Below are 18,469 nucleotides of genomic sequence, written 5' to 3'. Positions count from 1 at the left end.
GAATGAAATCATGAGTATTCAAGTTAAAAATATTGAAAAACACTTTGGTGCATTCCATGCGCTTAAAAATATTTCCCTAGACTTTCCTGAAGGTGAACTGGTTGCCCTACTCGGCCCATCTGGTTGCGGTAAAACAACCCTACTTCGTATTATTGCGGGCCTAGAATCAGCTGATGGCGGTCAAGTGTTACTTGAAGGCGAAGATGCAACCAATGTACATGTGCGTGAGCGTCAGGTCGGTTTTGTATTTCAACACTATGCTTTATTCCGTCACATGACTGTATTTGACAATATTGCCTTTGGTTTACGTGTTCGTCCACGTGCAACACGCCCTTCAGAAGCTGAAATTAAAAAACGTGTTACTCGTTTACTTGATCTAGTTCAACTTGGATTTTTGGCAGACCGCTACCCTGCTCAGCTTTCGGGCGGACAACGTCAACGTATTGCTTTAGCCCGTGCCTTGGCAGTAGAGCCACGAGTATTATTACTTGATGAACCTTTTGGTGCGCTAGATGCAAAAGTGCGTAAGGAATTACGCCGCTGGTTACGCAACTTACATGATGAGTTGCATATTACTTCAATTTTCGTGACCCACGATCAGGAAGAAGCACTTGAAGTTGCCGATCAGATTATTGTAATGAATAAAGGTAATGTAGAGCAGATTGGTTCGCCTCGTGAAGTTTATGAAAAACCATCAACACCATTTGTATTTGATTTCTTAGGTCAGGCAAATCGTTTTGAAGGTGAAAACACAGGCGGTATTATCCGTATTGGCAATGACCGTATTCAATTACCAACGTTAGTTGAGGCGCCTCAAGGAAAAGTGATTGCTTTTGCGCGTCCAGATGAGTTACATATTCACTCGCAACCTCAGGCGAATACTATTGAAGCGACTTTTGTACGTGAAATCTGGATTGCTGGAAAAGTTGTGGCGGAATTACAAGACCGTAATGGACGTTTAATTGAGATTGCTCTAAGCAATGAAGCTGCAAAATTACATGCGTTTAAACCGAATCAAACCGTTTGGGTAAGTGCATCTCAACTGCACTTATTTGCAGATCAAGTTGCTTAAGAAATATATTTGGTAAGGAAAAGTGTGAATGAACTTTCAACAATTAAGAATTATCCGAGAAACTGTACGCCAAAACTTTAACTTAACCGAAGCATCAGCTGCGCTCTACACGTCCCAATCAGGCGTAAGTAAACATATTAAAGATTTAGAAGACGAGCTAGGTGTACAACTTTTTATAAGAAAAGGTAAACGTCTTTTAGGTTTAACCGAACCAGGACAATCTCTTCTTGGCATCGTTGAACGCATGTTAGTTGATGCTGAAAATATTAAACGTCTTGCGGAAGACTTTAATAAAGTTGATGAAGGGACATTAACGATCGCGACGACCCATACTCAAGCACGTTATGTACTGCCTCCAATCGTCAATCAATTTAAGAAGTTATTTCCTAAAGTTCATTTGATTTTACAACAAGCCAGCCCTGTTGAAATTTCAGAAATGCTCTTACAAGGTGAGGCTGATATTGGAATTGCTACAGAGTCTTTAACGACTGAAGAAAATCTAGCGAGTATTCCTTACTATCAATGGCAACACAGTATTATCACACCGCAAAATCATCCTTTAGTGAAGGCGGACAAGATTACGCTTGAACTTTTAGCGGACTACCCACTCATTACTTATCATGGCGGTTTCACAGGTCGATCTAAAATTGACAAAGCTTTCGAAGAAGCTCACCTCGATGCAGATATCGTGATGTCAGCTCTTGATGCAGACGTTATCAAGACTTATGTCGAATTGGGCATGGGAGTCGGAATTGTCAATGATGTAGCTTATGACACAGAGCGTGATCATCGTTTAAAACAAACTAAAACTGATATTTTTGGTGTCAATACGACATGGATTGCTGTGCGTAAAGGCCATCTATTACGCGGTTATGGTTACGAGTTTATTTCTTTATGCTCACCTGATGCCGATATTAAAGCACTTAAGAAAATTGCTTATCCAGATGAATAAAAATTAAGGAAAAAATAAAAGAGCTTTTTAGCTCTTTTTTTTTATTAAACACAAAAAAACGAGCCGCAGCTCGTTTTTTCTTTAGGATCTTACCAGTAGAAGTTCACACCAACTTTACCAACTGGTAACCATTGGTATTTATCGTCATTTGCGATTTTACGCGCTTCCGCATTTACTGCTTCTTCAAGTGACTGATCACCAGTAGTAGTAGCTGAACCTGTTGAAACAAGTTTAACTGTTGGGTTACCAGTGTAGTAAGCACCTACTTCACCAAATACGCCCCAGTTTTTATTAATTTTAGGTGCAAAACCAAAACCTAAATATGGAGCAATGTCATTTTTATAAGACATTTTACCATTAATTTTTACTCCGCCCTCATTAGCAAGGAAGTCTTGATTATTGACACGGAATGAACGAGTCGCATCAACATTACGAGATAAATCGTAATCATTATCAAGATAACCTGCACCAGCCGCTACATATAGGCCTTGAGCCCAACGGTTAGTACTTGCACCCCATGGACGAATCTCGGCATTTAAATAGACATTGTTATTGTCCATATCTAGATCATAAGTTGAGCCATTAACTTTTACGTCATCAGACCAAGAAATGTCACCACCATTATAACCAAGTGCCAAACCTACATATGGGTTTGCTTGCCACAATAAAGCACCACCGTAACCAGTTGTACCCACCTCAGCACGCACTCCCACAGGAATTAATTGGTTTTTGTCAAATGCGTAGCTGTCATGAACAACGGCTTCATCTGCCATTGCAGCACCAGCAGCAAATAAAGCTGTTGTTGTTACTAAAACACGTAATGCTTTCATAGTTTTCTCCTCAAAAAGGCTCTGTTTTTAATTTTGTGACTGAAATCATAATAAAGAGAGCTTAGAGTCTTTTTTATACAAAAAATGCTAGATTTCTGTTATTTTTTGATACAAATTGAGTTAAATTTTTATTTTCAAATCATTTTTGTGTAAAAAACACTTGATTATCTAATAAGCTTAATTTCATTTACCTCATTTATACCCTCGATTAAACGTAACACGTTTTTTCAAAGATTCTTGTCACAAATTAGTGTAAAATCTTTAAAATTTTTTATGGAAGGAAGATCATGTCTCAGCTTTCTACGATCATTGAGCAAGCATTTGAAGACCGCGCAAACCTTACTGCAGCAGATTGCCCAAGCGAAATCCGCCAAGCTGTTGAAGAAGCAATTGCTGGTTTAGATAACGGTACACTTCGAGTTGCTGAAAAAATCAATGGTGAATGGGTTGTTCACCAATGGTTAAAAAAAGCTGTTTTATTATCATTTAAACTCAATGACAATAAACCAATCGAGTCATGTGATCTTCGTTTCTACGACAAAGTTGAAACTAAATTCTCTGGTTGGACTGAAGAACAATTTAAAGCAGCAGGTGTTCGTGTTGTTCCTCCTGCTGTAGCACGTCGTGGTAGCTTCCAAGCTAAAAACGTAGTGTTAATGCCATCTTATGTCAACATCGGTGCTTACGTAGATGAAGGCACAATGGTTGATACATGGGCAACTGTAGGTTCATGTGCTCAAATCGGTAAAAATGTTCACTTGTCTGGTGGTGTAGGTATCGGTGGTGTTTTAGAACCATTACAAGCTAACCCAACCATTATTGAAGACAACTGCTTTATCGGTGCGCGTTCAGAAATCGTTGAAGGCGTTATTGTTGAAGAAGGCTCAGTCATTTCAATGGGCGTTTTCATTGGTCAATCGACTAAAATTTATGACCGCGCAACTGGCGAAATCCATTATGGTCGCGTTCCTGCAGGTTCAGTTGTTGTAGCAGGTAGCCTGCCGTCTGCTGATGGTAAATACAGCTTATATGCTGCAATTATTGTGAAAAAAGTTGATGCGCAAACACGTGCAAAAACAAGTTTGAACGATTTGTTACGCGCTGACTAATTTCAGTTTGATCAAACATCTCTACGGTCAACACTGATCGTAGAGATTTTATTTTTTATATAGTGTGGTATTTCTAGAATGGCTTCCTTACGTTCCTCTGCAATCCCTGTCTCAGACCCTGCGTCCGGTTTACGCATTACCGAGATTTTTTACTCGTTGCAGGGTGAAGCAAATGCCTCTGGCCTACCGACTGTATTTATTCGTCTAACGGGCTGTCCATTACGTTGTAGCTATTGTGATACCACTTATTCTTTTGAAGGTGGTGAACGTTTTTCACTTGAACATATCATTGAAACAGCTACTCAATTTCAAACGCCTTATATTTGTGTAACTGGTGGTGAACCACTTGCACAGCCAAACTGTTTGATTTTATTACAACGTCTATGTGAAGCTGGCTTTGATGTTTCTTTAGAAACCAGTGGCGCGCTCGATGTCTCAAAAGTAGATTCGCGTGTTTCTAAAGTTCTCGATTTAAAAACTCCAACTTCTGGTGAGGAACATCGTAACCTCATCAGCAATCTTGATCATTTGACTACGCATGACCAAATTAAATTCGTCATTTGTAACCGCGAAGATTATGAATGGTCAAAGCAACAAGTTGAAAAATATCAACTGCATAAAAAAGTCAGTACCGTTTGGTTCTCCCCTGCCTTTGCAGTTGAAAATGGTGCTGTTGGCCTGCCACGTCTAGCACGTGATCTGGCACAGTGGATACTGGATGATAAATTACCCGTTCGTTTCCAACTTCAGTTACATAAACTGCTGTGGAATGACGAATCAGGTCGCTAATCACTCAATAAAATAAATCATTCCGAATATGGAGAAAAATATGCGCCCTCGTGCCATTGTTTTACTTTCAGGCGGCTTAGACTCAACCACTTGCCTAGCTTGGGCACAAGCACGCTATGAATGTATTGCTATTAGTTTTATGTATGGTCAACGCTCAACCACTGAACTCGATGCAGCAAAAGCATTAACTCAACGTGCAGGTGTTGAACATCGTGTAATTAATATTGATTTGGCTAATTTAGGTGGGTCTGCACTTACAGACCATAACATTGCTGTACCAGAACAATTACAAGAAGGCATTCCTGTAACTTATGTACCAGCACGTAACACAATTTTCCTTTCATATGCCTTAGCAGCAGCAGAAGTATTCAATGCTGAAGCAATTGTTATTGGTATCAATGCTGTTGATTATTCAGGATATCCTGATTGTCGCCCTGAATTTATTGACGCTTTTGCCAATATGGCACGTTTAGCAACGAAAGCTGGCGTGGAAGGAAAACCACTTAAATTTGAAACACCCCTGTTACATTTATCCAAAGCGAATATTATACGTTTAGGGATTGAACATGGCGTAGACTATAGTCAAACGGTATCTTGCTACCAAGCAGATGCTCAAGGACGTGCGTGTGGCAAATGTGACAGTTGCCGTTTGCGTAAAGAAGGCTTTATCGAGGCCGGTGTTGCCGACCCAACACGCTATATACCGTAATAAGTAGGTAAAATTTATGAAGTTGTTAAAATCAAATCTTATTCTTTCATCTTTGTTTTCAACTGTTGCTCTTATGGCTGGTACAGCACATGCTGCGGAAAACCCAGTTCAAGCAGCATATAAAAGTACTAACGTTAAAGGTGCATTAGTTAACGTTTGTAAAGATCAAACAGCTAAAGGCGGTAAACTAAGTTCATCTGAAGTTAGCAAATTCTGTAGCTGCCAAGTTGAAGCACAAGGTAAAGTCACTGAAGCACAAAAATGGGAAATCCAAAGTGCAATCAATGCGAAGAAAAGCCCAAGCTCTCTAGGATTTGTACAACAACAAAACCGTGATCTTAAAGCATGTTTCGGCCCTCAGTTAACAACTAAGCTTGAAAAATTAACTGAAGATGCAATGAAAGCAGCTCAACAACAAGCTCCTAAAAAATAAGCTTTTGCTATTCCAAATTAAGCCTGCATTTATGCAGGCTTTTTTATAGCTCTGTTAAAATGAAATCGATCTTGACCAATTCATTTGAAATAAATCATGCAAGAACAATGGAAAACCAACGCAATTAACAAACAGTCTATTGTCTCATTTAGTGGAGGTAAAGACAGCTCCCTTGCACTCTACCATGCAATGCAAACTGGTACGGTTAGTGGACTCATCGTCATGCTAGAAGAACAAGGCCAGCGCTCTCGTTCACATGCCATGCCACTTGATATTATTCAAACACAAGCTAAAGCAATCGGCCTACCAGTATTTATGGCTTCATCGAGCTGGAATGACTATGAAGCTAAATTTATTGAATTACTCATTCAGGCAAAACAACAAGGTGCCGAGGTACTTGTTACAGGTGACCTTGATATGCCTAAACATGGGTGTTGGCATGATCGGATTACTCAACAAGTGGGACTCAAATTAGGTATGCCTCTTTGGCTTCGTCCACATCGTGAGGTGGTTGAAGAGTTTATCAATCTTGGTTTCCGTAGTGTCATTGTGACAGTGAACTTAGAACTAGGCATGACCATTGAAGATCTAGGCAAAACTTTAACCTTAGAATATATCCAAGAACTTGAGAATCGCGGTATTGATCCATGTGGTGAAGGCGGTGAATTTCATACAACTGTGATTGATGGACCAATTTTTAACAAAGCAATTCCTGTAAGAAAACTCAATATTGTTTATCATGAAGAATATGCTTTTTTACCACTTGAATTAGATCAAATTTAGCTTTTTGAAGGATGAGAAATGACTGAAAATATTCAATTACCAAATCAGGTTTTTCCTACTACCCACGGTGAAGTGAACTTGGCCGAGGTCGAGAATGAATGGTTAATCATTTATTTCTACCCAAAAGATTCAACCCCAGGGTGTACAACACAAGCAGTCGGTTTCTCTTGTTTAAAAGACCAATTTGAAGCTTTAGGTACACGTATTTTCGGTGTTTCACGCGACTCGGTAAAGACCCATCAAAACTTTACTGAAAAACAAGCGCTCACGATTGACCTCATTAGCGACAAAGAAGAAGTGCTCTGTAATCATTTTGATGTCATTAAAGAAAAAAACATGTATGGCAAAAAAGTTATGGGAATTGAACGCTCTACTTTCATTTTCCATAACAAAACCTTAGTTAAAAGCTACCGTAAAGTCAAAGCAGCAGGACATGCTGAACAAGTACTTGAAGACCTAAAAGCCCTTCAATCGGCTTAATAAAGTTATGCAATAAAAAAGCGAGTATCGAACTCGCTTTTTTATTGCAAAGAATTGCTCAATAATTTGACTTTGGCGTATGATAAAAACATTAGAATAATTATTTTAAGGCGTTCACATGAGTCTACTCAAAAATTACTCTTTACTGCCTTTGACTCTTTTTATCGGTGCATGTAGTGCAAATACATTACCCATGCCAACCGACACCCCCCCATCTATTTCCCAAATTCAGAAAACTGCCATTGAAATAAGCTGCCAAGATTTGCAAAACCCAGCTTATCAACAGGCCATACTTAATACAATTAACCAGATCCGCCAACAACCACGCCAGTGTGGTCAACAATTTTTCCCTGCTGCTAAACCGCTAAGTTGGAATAATAATTTATATAAAGGTGCACTTTCTCATAGTGAAGATATGGCAAGACACAACTTTCTCGGACATGTGAGTTCAACAGGACTAGATTTAAAGTCACGTTTGAAAATTTATAATACACTCGGTAAAGCCAACGGTGAAAATGTCGCTAGCGGCCAGAAAACTTTGAGTGAAGTTATGTCTAAATGGCTGCCGAGTCCTCTACATTGTAGTAATCTAATGAACCCCAAATTTACAACTTACGCAATCGCTTGTGCTTCCGATCAGTCTGCAAAACAAAAGAGCTATTGGACTCAACAATTTGGTACACGTTAAAAGGAAAAAATGATGCAATCAGGTTCAATCACCCCAATTTTAAGAATTTTTGATGTTGATTTGGCCCAATCATTTTATCTTGAATTCTTAGGTTTCCAACTTGATTGGCAACATCAATTTGAAGATAACTTTCCGTTATATCTACAAATTTCCAAAGATGATTGCGTTATTCATTTATCTGAGCATTTTGGAGATGCAAGCCCACATAGTGCAATCCGCATTTATTGGGAACCTATTTATGAGTTGCATAGCGAATTGAGTCAAAAAGATTATAAATTCGCCAAACCTCAGGTTGAAAAAACAGATTGGGAAACACTTGAACTCAGTATCACCGATCCGTTTTCCAACCGAATTATCTTTTGGGCAGATGCTTAAGCTATATACTCTTATTCAAACTCATCTAAATTAGAGAGGTCATCCTCTTCAAAGTGTTGCTGCAGTTGCTGATAGATACGTGTTTTTTGAAATTCATCCAAAAACTGAATGGTTCCTACAGGAAAAAATTCAGTTTGGATTTCACCACGATAATATGCTTCACGCATCGGAGTAGCTGAAATAGAATCTTTTAAACTATCGAGTTCAACCATAATCCATTCAGGGAAAAGTTTTAAATAATAAGAAGACTCATCTTTAAAATGTCCAATCAAACCTACTTTTGAGTTCGGTTCAATCACGCCATTCACTAAAGATTTGACTTGTTTCACCCATTTTTCATCATTATAAACATCGACTACATGCACAAATTTAATACGTTTTTGCTCATCTAATGAAAAATTAGATAAAATCATTTGCTCTCGTTCAATCGCAAGAAATGGATTTTTAATATTACGTTCCATTTGCGCAGAGCCTAATGCCAAAACCACATAGTGGCTTTGCTGTAAGGCAATTTCAATTGTCTGCATATGAGCCAAATGAAATGGTTGAAAGCGACCTATAAAAACGAGATAGTCAAATTTATACATAATTAGATTTTCACTTTTTATGAACTCATCAGTAACGCTCATTACAAAAAATATGCGCCATAATGAGAACCTAAAAATTAACAACGTGGTTTAAAGCAAGGATAGTACGATGACACTTAGCTGTATTCAACAACCTCATCAACATTTAAACGCAAATTTAGAAGGTGGCGTACTCACCTTAGCCATAAATCGCCCAGATGCAAAAAATGCATTGTACGGCGAACTTTATTTATGGATTGCCAAAGCACTGAATGAAGCCGATCTCAATAAAGAAGTTAGAGTAGTCGTTCTACGCGGTGTAGAACAAGATTTTACAGCTGGCAATGACATGAAAGATTTTATGGGTTTTGTACAAAATCCTAACATCGGCCCAGCAGGAGAAGTCCCACCATTCGTTTTACTTAAAGCCGCTGCCAAATTATCAAAACCACTTATCATTGCGGTAAAAGGCGTTGCAATTGGTATTGGCGTTACAATTTTATTGCATGCAGATCTGGTTTTTGCTGACAATACAGCCCTTTTCCAAATTCCATTTGTAAGCCTAGGTCTTTCTCCAGAAGGTGGCGCAAGTCAATTACTTGTTCAACAAGCTGGCTACCATAAAGCAGCTGAGCTGCTATTTACTGCGAAAAAGTTTAATGCAGAAACAGCGGTACAAGCAGGTTTAGTCAATGAAGTAGTTGAAGATGCTTATGTTTCAGCTCAACAAACTGCTCAACAATTAACGGCCTTGCCTCTTGCATCTTTAAAACAAACTAAAGCGCTCATGAAGCATAATTTAGAGCAGATTATCGAATGTGTTGATCATGAAGCTGAAATCTTTATGCAACGTGTTCGCTCACCTGAAATGCTAGAGGCTGTTCAAGCATTTATGCAAAAACGTAAACCAGATTTCTCTCAGTTTAATTAAAATCAATTTCTATGATTTGAATAAACTCAAAGGCAGGCTCTTCATAAGGATGGCTTGCCTTTAATGCTTTCGCTACAGCCCTTGCGTTTTCTTCAAGCACAATTGTTTCAACACGCCACTCATCAACTTGTTCAAGTTCATCTAGCTGCCCAATATAGGGAGCAGCCCCTTTAACTGGCTTAAACTGCCCTATTCCTTTTACTTGCCATGCGCAGTGTTCATAATTACCGATACCACCTGCACCAGCAGAGAAAATGGCTTGTTTAGTTAATTCAAGATGTGACTCAGGCACGTAATAAATCAGCTTTAACATAACAAGAATGACTCAAAACTTTTATGAACAAGGTTTAGATCATACCGCTAAGCAAGCTTTAGAAGCAAAATCAGCTCATCATTGCTAAATAATTTGCTCCAATAAAAAGTATTTGAATAGCAAGCGCCAAGCCAAATAAGCGCCAGCCCTTATCTTTGGTATACATTGTTCTTATGTGATACTTATTTTTCATCATTTTGATCTCCGATTTTTATCGTTGTTACAGAGAAAGCAAAAATTGAACCAACCTTGAACCAAGCATACGGGGATAAATAGCTCTATGTCTATAGTCTCATAAGTTGTCTAAAACGCTTAAAAGAGCTGCACTCATCCATATGCAAATCTTAGTCTGAAGAAAAGTTTAAAATTCAGTAATCTATCTTCATCTTTATAATTTTAAGCATCCGATTTCTTTAAATATCTATTCTCATATATTGTCATAGCAAAAGCTAAACCACACAAAATCACAAAACCACAGGTCATTGGAATCAATGTACCGTTATATAACTGCCCAATGATAGAAGCAAGAATAAGTGACAATACAGAGGAAGCTGCACCAATAATAGCCGATGCCATTCCAGCAACATGCCCCATCGGTTCCATCGCAATCGCATTTAAATTACCAAATAAGGTTCCAAACAATAAAAACAAAATACAGGCATAAAGCATAAACATCCAAAATGATACCGTTACGCCTAAGAGTTGAATCAACAAGAAAATCAAAGAAATTAAGCACAGTCCAAGAAAGCCATAAATACAGATTGGACGCATGCCAAACTTCATGACAATTTTAGAGTTTGTAAATGATGCGATTCCCATCACACCCGCAAGCACAGCAAAGTAAGCACTAAACTCTTGCCCTGTTTTACCAAATTGCTGCATAAAAATTTGCTGGGAAGTTCCTAAATAACCAATAAATCCACCAAAACAGAATCCAGCACACAATAGATAGCTCATGGTGGTTTTATTACTTACGACCTCTTTAAAGCCTTCCTTAAATGCTTTTATACGCATAGGTAAACGATTTTCGGGAAGTAAAGTCTCTTCTAGTCGCAAAGCGACCCATGCTCCCACAACTGTGGCATAGACCATATATAAAACAAAGATTTCACGCCAACCAAAGAAATGAATAATGAGTTGCCCTAAACTCGGTGCAATTGCTGGAGCAACCATAAATACCATCATAATTAAAGACATGATGCGAGCCATTTGAGCTCCGCTGTATTTATCTCTAACGATTGAAATAGAAGCAACGTAAGGTCCTGAAACACCGATACCTTGAATAAAGCGCCCGACTAAGAACCATTCAAAACTTTGTGTAGAAAAGCACAATAAACTTCCCAGAAAATAAATAATAATTCCTGTGAATAAAATCCGTTTACGACCGATTGCATCGGATAATGGACCTGCAATGAGCTGTCCAATGGTCATTCCTGAAAAGATACCAATGATGACCCATTGCGACTGGTTATTATTTTTTAAGTCAAAAACTCGTCCAATCTCGCCTAAAGCAGGTAAGACTGCATCTATCGAAAAAGAAACAATAGACATGAGCAATGCCATCAGCAGTGCGAACTCGCGGAAATGGATTTTTGATTTCATTTTTCTTCTCCACTATTTTTAATATTCTAGTACACATAAATAAGCCACCTTACGGTGGCTTATTTCAATCTTTACATTAACCAATAAACTTACGCGCATTTCGGAACATACGCAACCATGCACCGTCTTCAGTCCACTCTTCTGGTTTCCAAGAATGCTGAAGCGCACGGAAAGTACGTTCTGGGTGTGGCATCATAATCGTTGCACGACCGTCTTTAGAAGTAACACCAGTAATCGCTTCAGGCGAACCATTCGGGTTCAATGGATAGTGCTGAGTTGGGTTACCAAGGCTGTCAACATAGCGTAATGCCACTTGGTTAGCTGCGTTCAAGCTTGCAATGCTAGCTTCACTTGCAACAGCACGACCTTCACCGTGTGCAACAGCAATCGGTAAGATTGAACCTTCCATACCATCAAGCAATACAGAAACAGATTTTTCAACACGAACGTTTACGCTACGAGCTTCAAAAACTTCTGACATATTGCGGTGGAAACGCGGCCAGTGTTCAGCACCTGGAATAAGTGGCGCTAATTGTGACAACATTTGGCAACCATTACAGATACCTAAGCTGAACGTTTCATCACGATGGAAGAATTGTTCAAACTGATCACGTAATTTAGCGTTGAACAATACTGATTTTGCCCAACCACCACCAGCGCCCATTACGTCGCCGTAAGAGAAACCACCACAAGTCACCAAACCTTCAAAATCACTTAGGCTAACACGACCAGCAAGTAAATCACTCATGTGCACATCAACAGTATTGAAACCAACCTTATCAAAGGCTGCTGCCATTTCAATATGACCATTTACACCTTGTTCACGTAAGATTGCCATATTTGGGCGACGTGTGTTGATAAACGGCGCTTCAACAGGTTCATTCAAGTCGAATGTTGGTTTAGCAATCAAACCTTGATGTGCATTATCAGTAATTAATGAAAATTCCTGATCAGCAGTTTCTACGTTATCACGTAGACGTTGGATCTGATGAGATACCTCAGACCAAGCTTGTTGTAATTCAGCACGATCTAAAGTTAAACCATTTACAGATAATTGATCTGTGTTGTTTACACGACCAACTACAGCAATTGCATCTTTCAAGCTAGAAGCAGCAATTTCTGCTTGCAAAGCTTCCCAATCAGTTGCTTTGATTTGAAGTACTGCACCAATTTCTTCTGCAAACAAACTTGCTTGAGTTTGGTCTTCTAATGCAACACCTAAACGCGCAGCGAACATCATTTCAGCTACAGAGGCTAATAAACCACCATCACCGATGTCATGGTAAGCCTGAATCAAGCCACGGTTGTTCCAGTCTTGGATTAAAGCGAAGAACGCTTTGAAATCATCAAAACTATCAACGTCAGGAGTGATTGAACCAATTGCTTTATATACTTGAGCAAGAATCGAACCACCTAAACGGAACTGACCTTTAGATAAATCAATACGTACAAGTACTGAATCTTCTAAATTTTTAAGTTCAGGTGTTAGGGTCTTACGGACATCAGTCACTGGAGCAAACGCAGTGATTACACCTGTCATTGGAGAAGTTACGGCTTTATCTTCACCGTCGTCATTCCAAGTTGTGCGCATTGAAAGTGAGTCTTTACCTACTGGAATCGCAATTCCCAAAGCAGGACACATTTCCATACCAATTGCTTTCACGCCTTCAAACAATGCTTGGTCTTCACCTTTTTGACCAGCAGCAGCCATCCAGTTTGCAGAAAGTTTGATATCGCTAATTTGTTCAATGTTCGCACATGCAATATTGGTAATTGCTTCAGCAACTGCTAAACGAGCAGATGCCGCTGGATTTAACAATGCAACTGGTGGACGTTCGCCCATTGCCATTGCTTCACCAGTGAAACCTTGCAAACTTGTTGTCGTTACTGCTGCATCTGCAACAGGAACCTGCCAACGACCAACCATTTGATCACGTGCAACCATACCTGTAATTGAACGGTCACCAATTGTGATCAAGAATGATTTAGACGCAACTGTAGGATTTTTCAATACGCGGAAAATCGCATCTTTCAAATCAACTTTTGAAGCATCGAACTCATCGCCACTACGTTCAATAGTTTCATAAGAACGTTGCATACGTGGCGTACCACCAAGCATTACTTGCATTGGGATATCAACAGCATCGTTTTGGAACAATGGATCTTCAACTGTTAAGTGACGTGCTTCTGTTGCTTCACCTAACACAGCAAATGGACAACGTTCACGCGCACAGATTGCTTCAAACTGATCCAAAGATTCTGGGCGAATTGCGAGAACATAACGTTCTTGTGCTTCATTTGACCAGATTTCCATTGGGCTCATGCCAGGCTCTAATGAAGGAATCTTACGAAGATTAAGTACTGCACCTAACTCATGGTCATTCACAAGTTCAGGCATAGCATTTGATAGACCACCAGCACCAACATCGTGTACAGAAACGATTGGGTTGAAGTCTTCTAAACGCCAGCAAGTATCAATCACTTCTTGACAACGGCGTTCCATTTCTGGGTTTTCACGTTGTACAGATGCGAAATCAAGGCTTTCACCCATTGTACCGCTATCTACTGAAGATGCAGCACCACCACCAAGACCGATCAACATTGCAGGGCCACCCAATACAATGAGTAAATCACCTGGTTGAATCGCATCTTTTTCTACATGGTCTGGACGGATATTACCGTAACCACCAGCGATCATGATTGGCTTATGGAAGCCTTTCACTTCACCATTTACATTCTGTTCGAAAGTACGGAAATAACCATTTAATGCAGGACGACCGAATTCATTGTTAAATGCCGCACCACCTAATGGACCTTCAATCATGATTTGTAATGGCGATGCCATACGTGAAGGTTTACCGTAGTTTTCTTCCCAAGGTTGTTCAAAACCAGGAATGTTTAAGTTCGAAACTGTAAAACCTGTTAAACCAGCTTTTGGTTTACCACCACGACCTGTAGCACCTTCATCACGGATTTCACCGCCTGAACCAGTTGCAGCACCAGCAAATGGAGAAATTGCTGTTGGGTGGTTATGAGTTTCAACCTTCATTAAAATATGAGCAGCTTGGCTCTTATATTTATAAACAAAGTGACCATTTTCATCCGCTTTCGGATAAAAACGCATCGTGTCATAACCCACAATCACTGAAGCGTTATCTTTATAAGCAGATAACACATCAGTTGGAGATTCTTTATAAGTGTTTTTAATCATCTGGAACAATGATAATGGTTGTTTTTCACCATCAATTGTCCATTCAGATCCAAAGATTTTATGACGACAGTGCTCAGAGTTTGCCTGTGCAAACATCATCAACTCGATGTCATTTGGATTACGACCAAGCTTACCAAATGCTTCAGTTAGGTAATCAATTTCTTGTTCAGATAACGCAAAACCAAACTCATTATTCGCCTTAACCAAAGCTTCTTTGCCTTGACCTAAGATATCAATTGAATTTAATGGTTTTGGTGCCGTTTCTGAAAATAATGCTTTTGCATCATCAATTTGAGCAAAAACTGTTTCTGTCATACGGTCATGAAGTACTTGTTTAACTTCATTAGAAAGTTCAGAAACACCTTTTAACGTAAATAAAAGGCCACGTTCTAAACGATGCACTGGCGTATTACAGTTTTTGAAAATATCAGTTGCTTTAGAAGACCAAGGTGAAATAGTACCCACACGTGGTGTAACTAAAATCTGAATCTCATCACTTGCAGATTGACGAAGTTCAAAAGACTCACCGTCATTCAATAATTGCAAAGCAGATTGATGTTGCTGCTCGTTGAGCGCTTGATCAAACAAATAGACCCATTGGCTGTCAAAAGATTGAACAGAACTAATTGACGATAAACGTGTTAATAGTTGAGCTTTCTTAAAAGAAGAATGTGCTGCTGCACCGGCCACGATAAACATGTTGATTTTGGCTCCACGGGCAGGTCTTGTGAACCTTACCGCAATGTGACTTTAGAGAGAGCGCATATTCTACTGCTTCTTGCTAAAATCAGCTAGATGTAGAATCAGTATTCTGTAACCTAATTCTGCAAGAAGTGATTAGTTTTTTGTTCAAAATCATTTTTTTATGCATTCTAACTGAAAATAAATTGTTTCATGTTTATTCAATAACATAATAAAACCTGAACTAAGACAAACTATGTCGCACCAAGCTAGTGCTTTTAACTTTTTTTTGGCATGATCAGGTTTTACAGTTTTGAATAATGATAAATGGAACAAATGCGTTGGTTAGAGCTGCTTTCTGCAGTTCGTTTAGGTAGTAAAAAAAGCAGTACAGAACTGGCTCGTAGCCCATTCCATAAAGATTATGATCGTATTATATTTTCTCAAAGTTTTCGTCAGCTAAACCGTAAGACGCAAGTCCACCCACTCGCACAGCATGATGGCATTCATACCCGTTTAACTCACTCTCTTGAAGTTTCCTGTATTGGCCGCTCAATGGGTATGCTTGCTGCAGAAAAAATAAAAAATGAGTTACCCGTCTGGATTTCTCCTGCAGATGTCGGCGCAATTATTCAAGCAGCGTGTCTTGCCCATGACATTGGCAACCCACCTTTCGGACATGCGGGTGAATACGCGATTCGTGAGTGGTTTGACGATGCTTCACATGATGATTTTTTGAAGAAACTAAGTCCCGAAGAAGAAGCAGATGTTCGCCAGTTTGAAGGTAATGCTCAAGGATTACGTTTATTAAGTCGAATTGACTATCATCCAAATGATGGAGGAATGCGCTTAACCTATGCAACCCTAGGTGCTTATTTAAAGTATCCATGGCTTTCAAAAACCATTGCGTCACAAGGTGATCGCCCTTCTCATCAACGAGCAAAGTTTGGTTGTTACCAGTCTGAAAAAGAAATTTTAAAACAGATTGCTGAACAACTCGGGCTTATTCAGTTAGGTGAATATCATTATTGCCGTCACCCACTGACCTACTTATTAGAAGCCGCTGACGACATTTGCTATGCCTTAATTGACTTAGAAGATGGCATTATCTTAAATATGCTGAGTTACCAAGAAGTTGAACCAATTTTCTTAAATCTTATTGCCGATTATGGTCAGCCTGAAGAATTGTCACACCCAGACAGTACGTGGCAACAAAAGATTTCAGCATTACGTGGTCGTGTTATGAAACGGCTTGTGGATGAAGTTACTACAGCTTTTGCTAAACATCATTATGAAATTATTACCGGTCAGCTTAAAGGCAACCTTTTACAATATTGCTCACCCGATATTGCAATTGGTATCGAAACAGCCAAAAATTTGGCACGTGATAAAATTTTTGAACATCCACAAAAGTCTGGTTTAGAAATTATTGCACATCAAAGTTTGCAAACAATTTTGGATGCATTTGTACCTTTGACCACGCCACATAAATCTTTGAGCTTTAAAGAACAACGTTTAATGTCTATCCTTAATCTGTATGGTGCTAACTTTAGCAATAATCACTACAGTAATATTATGCAAGTACTCGATATTATCAGTAAGTTCTCAGATCATCAGGCTTATAGCTTGGCTCAAGAGTTACAAGGTAATAAAATAGGTTTGTTTTAATGGTAAGTCGACATGTAGATAAAGGGCTCTATCCCTCATCTTTTATGTATTCAGATCAGTGGGTAAAATGTCCTAAATGTTCTCATCTGAGTATCTTGAAATATGACAGTCCTTTGTCACCAGTGAATGCGCCTTATCACGGAACTTTTTCTTTTAGTTGTCTAAATTGTTGTTATCAAATTAAAGCTGAAGATAGTTCAATATCGAGTTGTCACAATGGTCATTTTTACGCCACAGCTTACCAGCGTTGCCACAGTTGTGGTGGGTCATGGCTCAAAGCAAATCAAAAGCTGAATAATTCCGGAGCATATCCTCCGTATATTCAAGCTAAATGTCATCTATGCCAAAATTTTTCAAAATTTGAAAAATATAATATAGCTTTTGTTTTAGACCAAAAATTTGGTTATACAAACTATGGTCTTGAACTTTATTTGAAAACTTCAAGTAGGCATGGAGAAATATATGTTTATAACCCTACACATTTAAAAGAATTAAAAATTTTCGTTGTCGCTAATTTGAGGGAACGGACTAAACAGACTGGTAATAGCAGTTACTTTTCGCGTTTACCCGCATGGATAAAATCCACGCGAAATCGAAAAGAAATTTTAAAAGCCATTTTGCGTTTAGAACAAATGGCATCTACTATTCAACCATTAACAAATAAGTGAAAGATTCAATGATCGGATGTTTAATTGGCGAAGTGTTTGCCCTAGAAGCCCCTACTGTCTTACTGAATGTAAATGGTGTGGGTTATGAAATTGATACGCCACTTTCAACATTTTGCCAATTACAAAAAGGCCAAAAAGTTACGTTATGGACACATTTGGTTGTCCGTGAAGATGCTCAACAGCTTTACGGTTTCAGTGATGCTCAAGAAAAAATAATTTTCCGCACCTTATTAAAAGTAAATGGTGTCGGCCCGAAAATGGCATTAGGGATTCTATCGACGTTAAGTGTTGAGTTACTAGTGCACACGATTGAACATGACGACATCAACACATTAATAAAAGTCCCAGGCGTTGGCAAAAAAACAGCCGAGCGTTTAATGATTGAACTTCGTGACCGTTTCAAAACTTTGGCTCAAGGAACTTCTTCTTCGGCTACCCTGCCTCAAATTCAGTTTGCTGCAAACTCACCTGTGGCAGAAGCAGAAGCAGCTTTGCAATCTTTAGGTTACAAGCCACTTGAGGCACAAAAAGCTGTTGCTGCTGTTAAAGCCGATTACACCGAATCAGCCGATATTATTCGCGCTGCTCTAAAATCAATGATGAAGTAAA

The 18,469-nt window shown here is 39.0% G+C and carries 20 protein-coding genes; 14 read left to right on the top strand and 6 right to left on the bottom strand.

What is annotated here, in order from left to right; translation table 11 throughout:
- Nucleotides 1–10: 10 nt before the first annotated feature.
- Together MKL38_RS05545 and MKL38_RS05540 are read left to right on the top strand one after the other, a co-directional pair.
- Nucleotides 11–1,072, top strand: coding sequence for a sulfate/molybdate ABC transporter ATP-binding protein (locus MKL38_RS05545; protein WP_003650279.1), 1,062 nt, complete (start codon nucleotides 11–13; stop codon nucleotides 1,070–1,072).
- A gap of 28 nt (nucleotides 1,073–1,100) precedes the next feature.
- Nucleotides 1,101–2,024, top strand: coding sequence for a CysB family HTH-type transcriptional regulator (locus MKL38_RS05540; RefSeq protein ID WP_004790709.1), 924 nt, complete (start codon nucleotides 1,101–1,103; stop codon nucleotides 2,022–2,024).
- An 89-nt stretch (nucleotides 2,025–2,113) separates the two neighbouring features.
- On the opposite strand, the gene carO is transcribed toward MKL38_RS05540, so the two are convergent.
- Entirely contained in the window at nucleotides 2,114–2,854 is a 741-nt protein-coding gene (gene carO, locus MKL38_RS05535) for an ornithine uptake porin CarO type 3 (protein WP_198495315.1), read from the bottom strand.
- 287 nt (nucleotides 2,855–3,141) lie between these two features.
- On the opposite strand from carO, the gene dapD reads away from it, so the two are divergent.
- The 8 genes from dapD (at nucleotide 3,142) to MKL38_RS05495 (ending at nucleotide 8,220) form a co-directional block, all read left to right on the top strand.
- Nucleotides 3,142–3,963, top strand: a complete 822-nt coding sequence (gene dapD / locus MKL38_RS05530) for a 2,3,4,5-tetrahydropyridine-2,6-dicarboxylate N-succinyltransferase (RefSeq protein ID WP_004643678.1) — start codon at nucleotides 3,142–3,144, stop codon at nucleotides 3,961–3,963.
- A 78-nt stretch (nucleotides 3,964–4,041) separates the two neighbouring features.
- On the top strand, nucleotides 4,042–4,752 hold the full coding sequence (gene queE / locus MKL38_RS05525) for a 7-carboxy-7-deazaguanine synthase QueE (RefSeq protein ID WP_270902761.1): 711 nt from the start codon (nucleotides 4,042–4,044) through the stop codon (nucleotides 4,750–4,752).
- A 40-nt stretch (nucleotides 4,753–4,792) separates the two neighbouring features.
- The gene (gene queC / locus MKL38_RS05520) at nucleotides 4,793–5,461 is read left to right on the top strand and encodes a 7-cyano-7-deazaguanine synthase QueC (RefSeq protein WP_004643680.1); all 669 of its coding nucleotides are present in this window, start codon (nucleotides 4,793–4,795) and stop codon (nucleotides 5,459–5,461) included.
- Between the two features lie 16 nt (nucleotides 5,462–5,477).
- Nucleotides 5,478–5,894 carry a hypothetical protein gene (locus tag MKL38_RS05515; RefSeq protein WP_017387866.1) on the top strand — a complete coding sequence of 139 codons (417 nt, stop codon included), beginning with the start codon at nucleotides 5,478–5,480 and terminating at the stop codon, nucleotides 5,892–5,894.
- Nucleotides 5,895–5,990: 96 nt separating this feature from the next.
- Nucleotides 5,991–6,677, top strand: a complete 687-nt coding sequence (locus MKL38_RS05510) for a diphthine--ammonia ligase (protein ID WP_270902760.1) — start codon at nucleotides 5,991–5,993, stop codon at nucleotides 6,675–6,677.
- Between the two features lie 18 nt (nucleotides 6,678–6,695).
- Nucleotides 6,696–7,157, top strand: a complete 462-nt coding sequence (locus MKL38_RS05505) for a peroxiredoxin (protein ID WP_270902759.1) — start codon at nucleotides 6,696–6,698, stop codon at nucleotides 7,155–7,157.
- Between the two features lie 118 nt (nucleotides 7,158–7,275).
- Entirely contained in the window at nucleotides 7,276–7,845 is a 570-nt protein-coding gene (locus tag MKL38_RS05500) for a CAP domain-containing protein (RefSeq protein WP_270902758.1), read from the top strand.
- A 12-nt stretch (nucleotides 7,846–7,857) separates the two neighbouring features.
- Nucleotides 7,858–8,220 (top strand): glyoxalase superfamily protein, encoded by a 363-nt coding sequence (locus tag MKL38_RS05495; protein WP_004643686.1) that lies wholly within the window; start codon nucleotides 7,858–7,860, stop codon nucleotides 8,218–8,220.
- A gap of 11 nt (nucleotides 8,221–8,231) precedes the next feature.
- Here MKL38_RS05495 and MKL38_RS05490 read toward each other — a convergent pair whose 3' ends face one another.
- Nucleotides 8,232–8,807, bottom strand: coding sequence for a nicotinate-nicotinamide nucleotide adenylyltransferase (locus MKL38_RS05490; protein WP_270902757.1), 576 nt, complete (start codon nucleotides 8,805–8,807; stop codon nucleotides 8,232–8,234).
- A 109-nt stretch (nucleotides 8,808–8,916) separates the two neighbouring features.
- On the opposite strand from MKL38_RS05490, the gene MKL38_RS05485 reads away from it, so the two are divergent.
- On the top strand, nucleotides 8,917–9,717 hold the full coding sequence (locus MKL38_RS05485) for an enoyl-CoA hydratase-related protein (protein ID WP_003650247.1): 801 nt from the start codon (nucleotides 8,917–8,919) through the stop codon (nucleotides 9,715–9,717).
- Here MKL38_RS05485 and MKL38_RS05480 read toward each other — a convergent pair.
- From MKL38_RS05480 to purL, 4 genes are all read right to left on the bottom strand, one after another.
- A complete protein-coding gene (locus MKL38_RS05480; RefSeq protein WP_080027602.1) occupies nucleotides 9,710–10,030 on the bottom strand; it encodes an NGG1p interacting factor NIF3 in 321 nt (106 codons plus the stop codon). The genes MKL38_RS05485 and MKL38_RS05480 overlap by 8 nt on opposite strands.
- Nucleotides 10,031–10,100: 70 nt before the next feature.
- Entirely contained in the window at nucleotides 10,101–10,226 is a 126-nt protein-coding gene (locus tag MKL38_RS05475; RefSeq protein ID WP_265597146.1) for a KGW motif small protein, read from the bottom strand.
- 200 nt (nucleotides 10,227–10,426) lie between these two features.
- Entirely contained in the window at nucleotides 10,427–11,632 is a 1,206-nt protein-coding gene (locus tag MKL38_RS05470) for a multidrug effflux MFS transporter (RefSeq protein WP_270902756.1), read from the bottom strand.
- Between the two features lie 76 nt (nucleotides 11,633–11,708).
- A complete protein-coding gene (purL, locus tag MKL38_RS05465; protein ID WP_270902755.1) occupies nucleotides 11,709–15,542 on the bottom strand; it encodes a phosphoribosylformylglycinamidine synthase in 3,834 nt (1,277 codons plus the stop codon).
- Between the two features lie 309 nt (nucleotides 15,543–15,851).
- Between purL and MKL38_RS05460 the strand changes: the two genes are divergently transcribed.
- The 3 genes from MKL38_RS05460 to ruvA are packed head-to-tail and all read left to right on the top strand — an operon-like array spanning nucleotide 15,852 to nucleotide 18,468.
- On the top strand, nucleotides 15,852–17,192 hold the full coding sequence (locus MKL38_RS05460) for a deoxyguanosinetriphosphate triphosphohydrolase (protein WP_003650236.1): 1,341 nt from the start codon (nucleotides 15,852–15,854) through the stop codon (nucleotides 17,190–17,192).
- Nucleotides 17,192–17,860, top strand: coding sequence for a hypothetical protein (locus MKL38_RS05455; RefSeq protein WP_270902754.1), 669 nt, complete (start codon nucleotides 17,192–17,194; stop codon nucleotides 17,858–17,860). The genes MKL38_RS05460 and MKL38_RS05455 overlap by 1 nt, the downstream gene beginning before the upstream one ends.
- An 8-nt stretch (nucleotides 17,861–17,868) precedes the next feature.
- Nucleotides 17,869–18,468 (top strand): Holliday junction branch migration protein RuvA, encoded by a 600-nt coding sequence (ruvA, locus tag MKL38_RS05450; RefSeq protein WP_270902878.1) that lies wholly within the window; start codon nucleotides 17,869–17,871, stop codon nucleotides 18,466–18,468.
- Nucleotide 18,469 lies beyond the last annotated feature (1 nt).

Source organism: Acinetobacter sp. AOR14_HL (genome assembly GCF_027855175.1).
Taxonomy (GTDB): Bacteria; Pseudomonadota; Gammaproteobacteria; order Pseudomonadales; family Moraxellaceae; genus Acinetobacter; species Acinetobacter calcoaceticus.
This window is presented reverse-complemented; position numbering and strand designations above follow the sequence as displayed.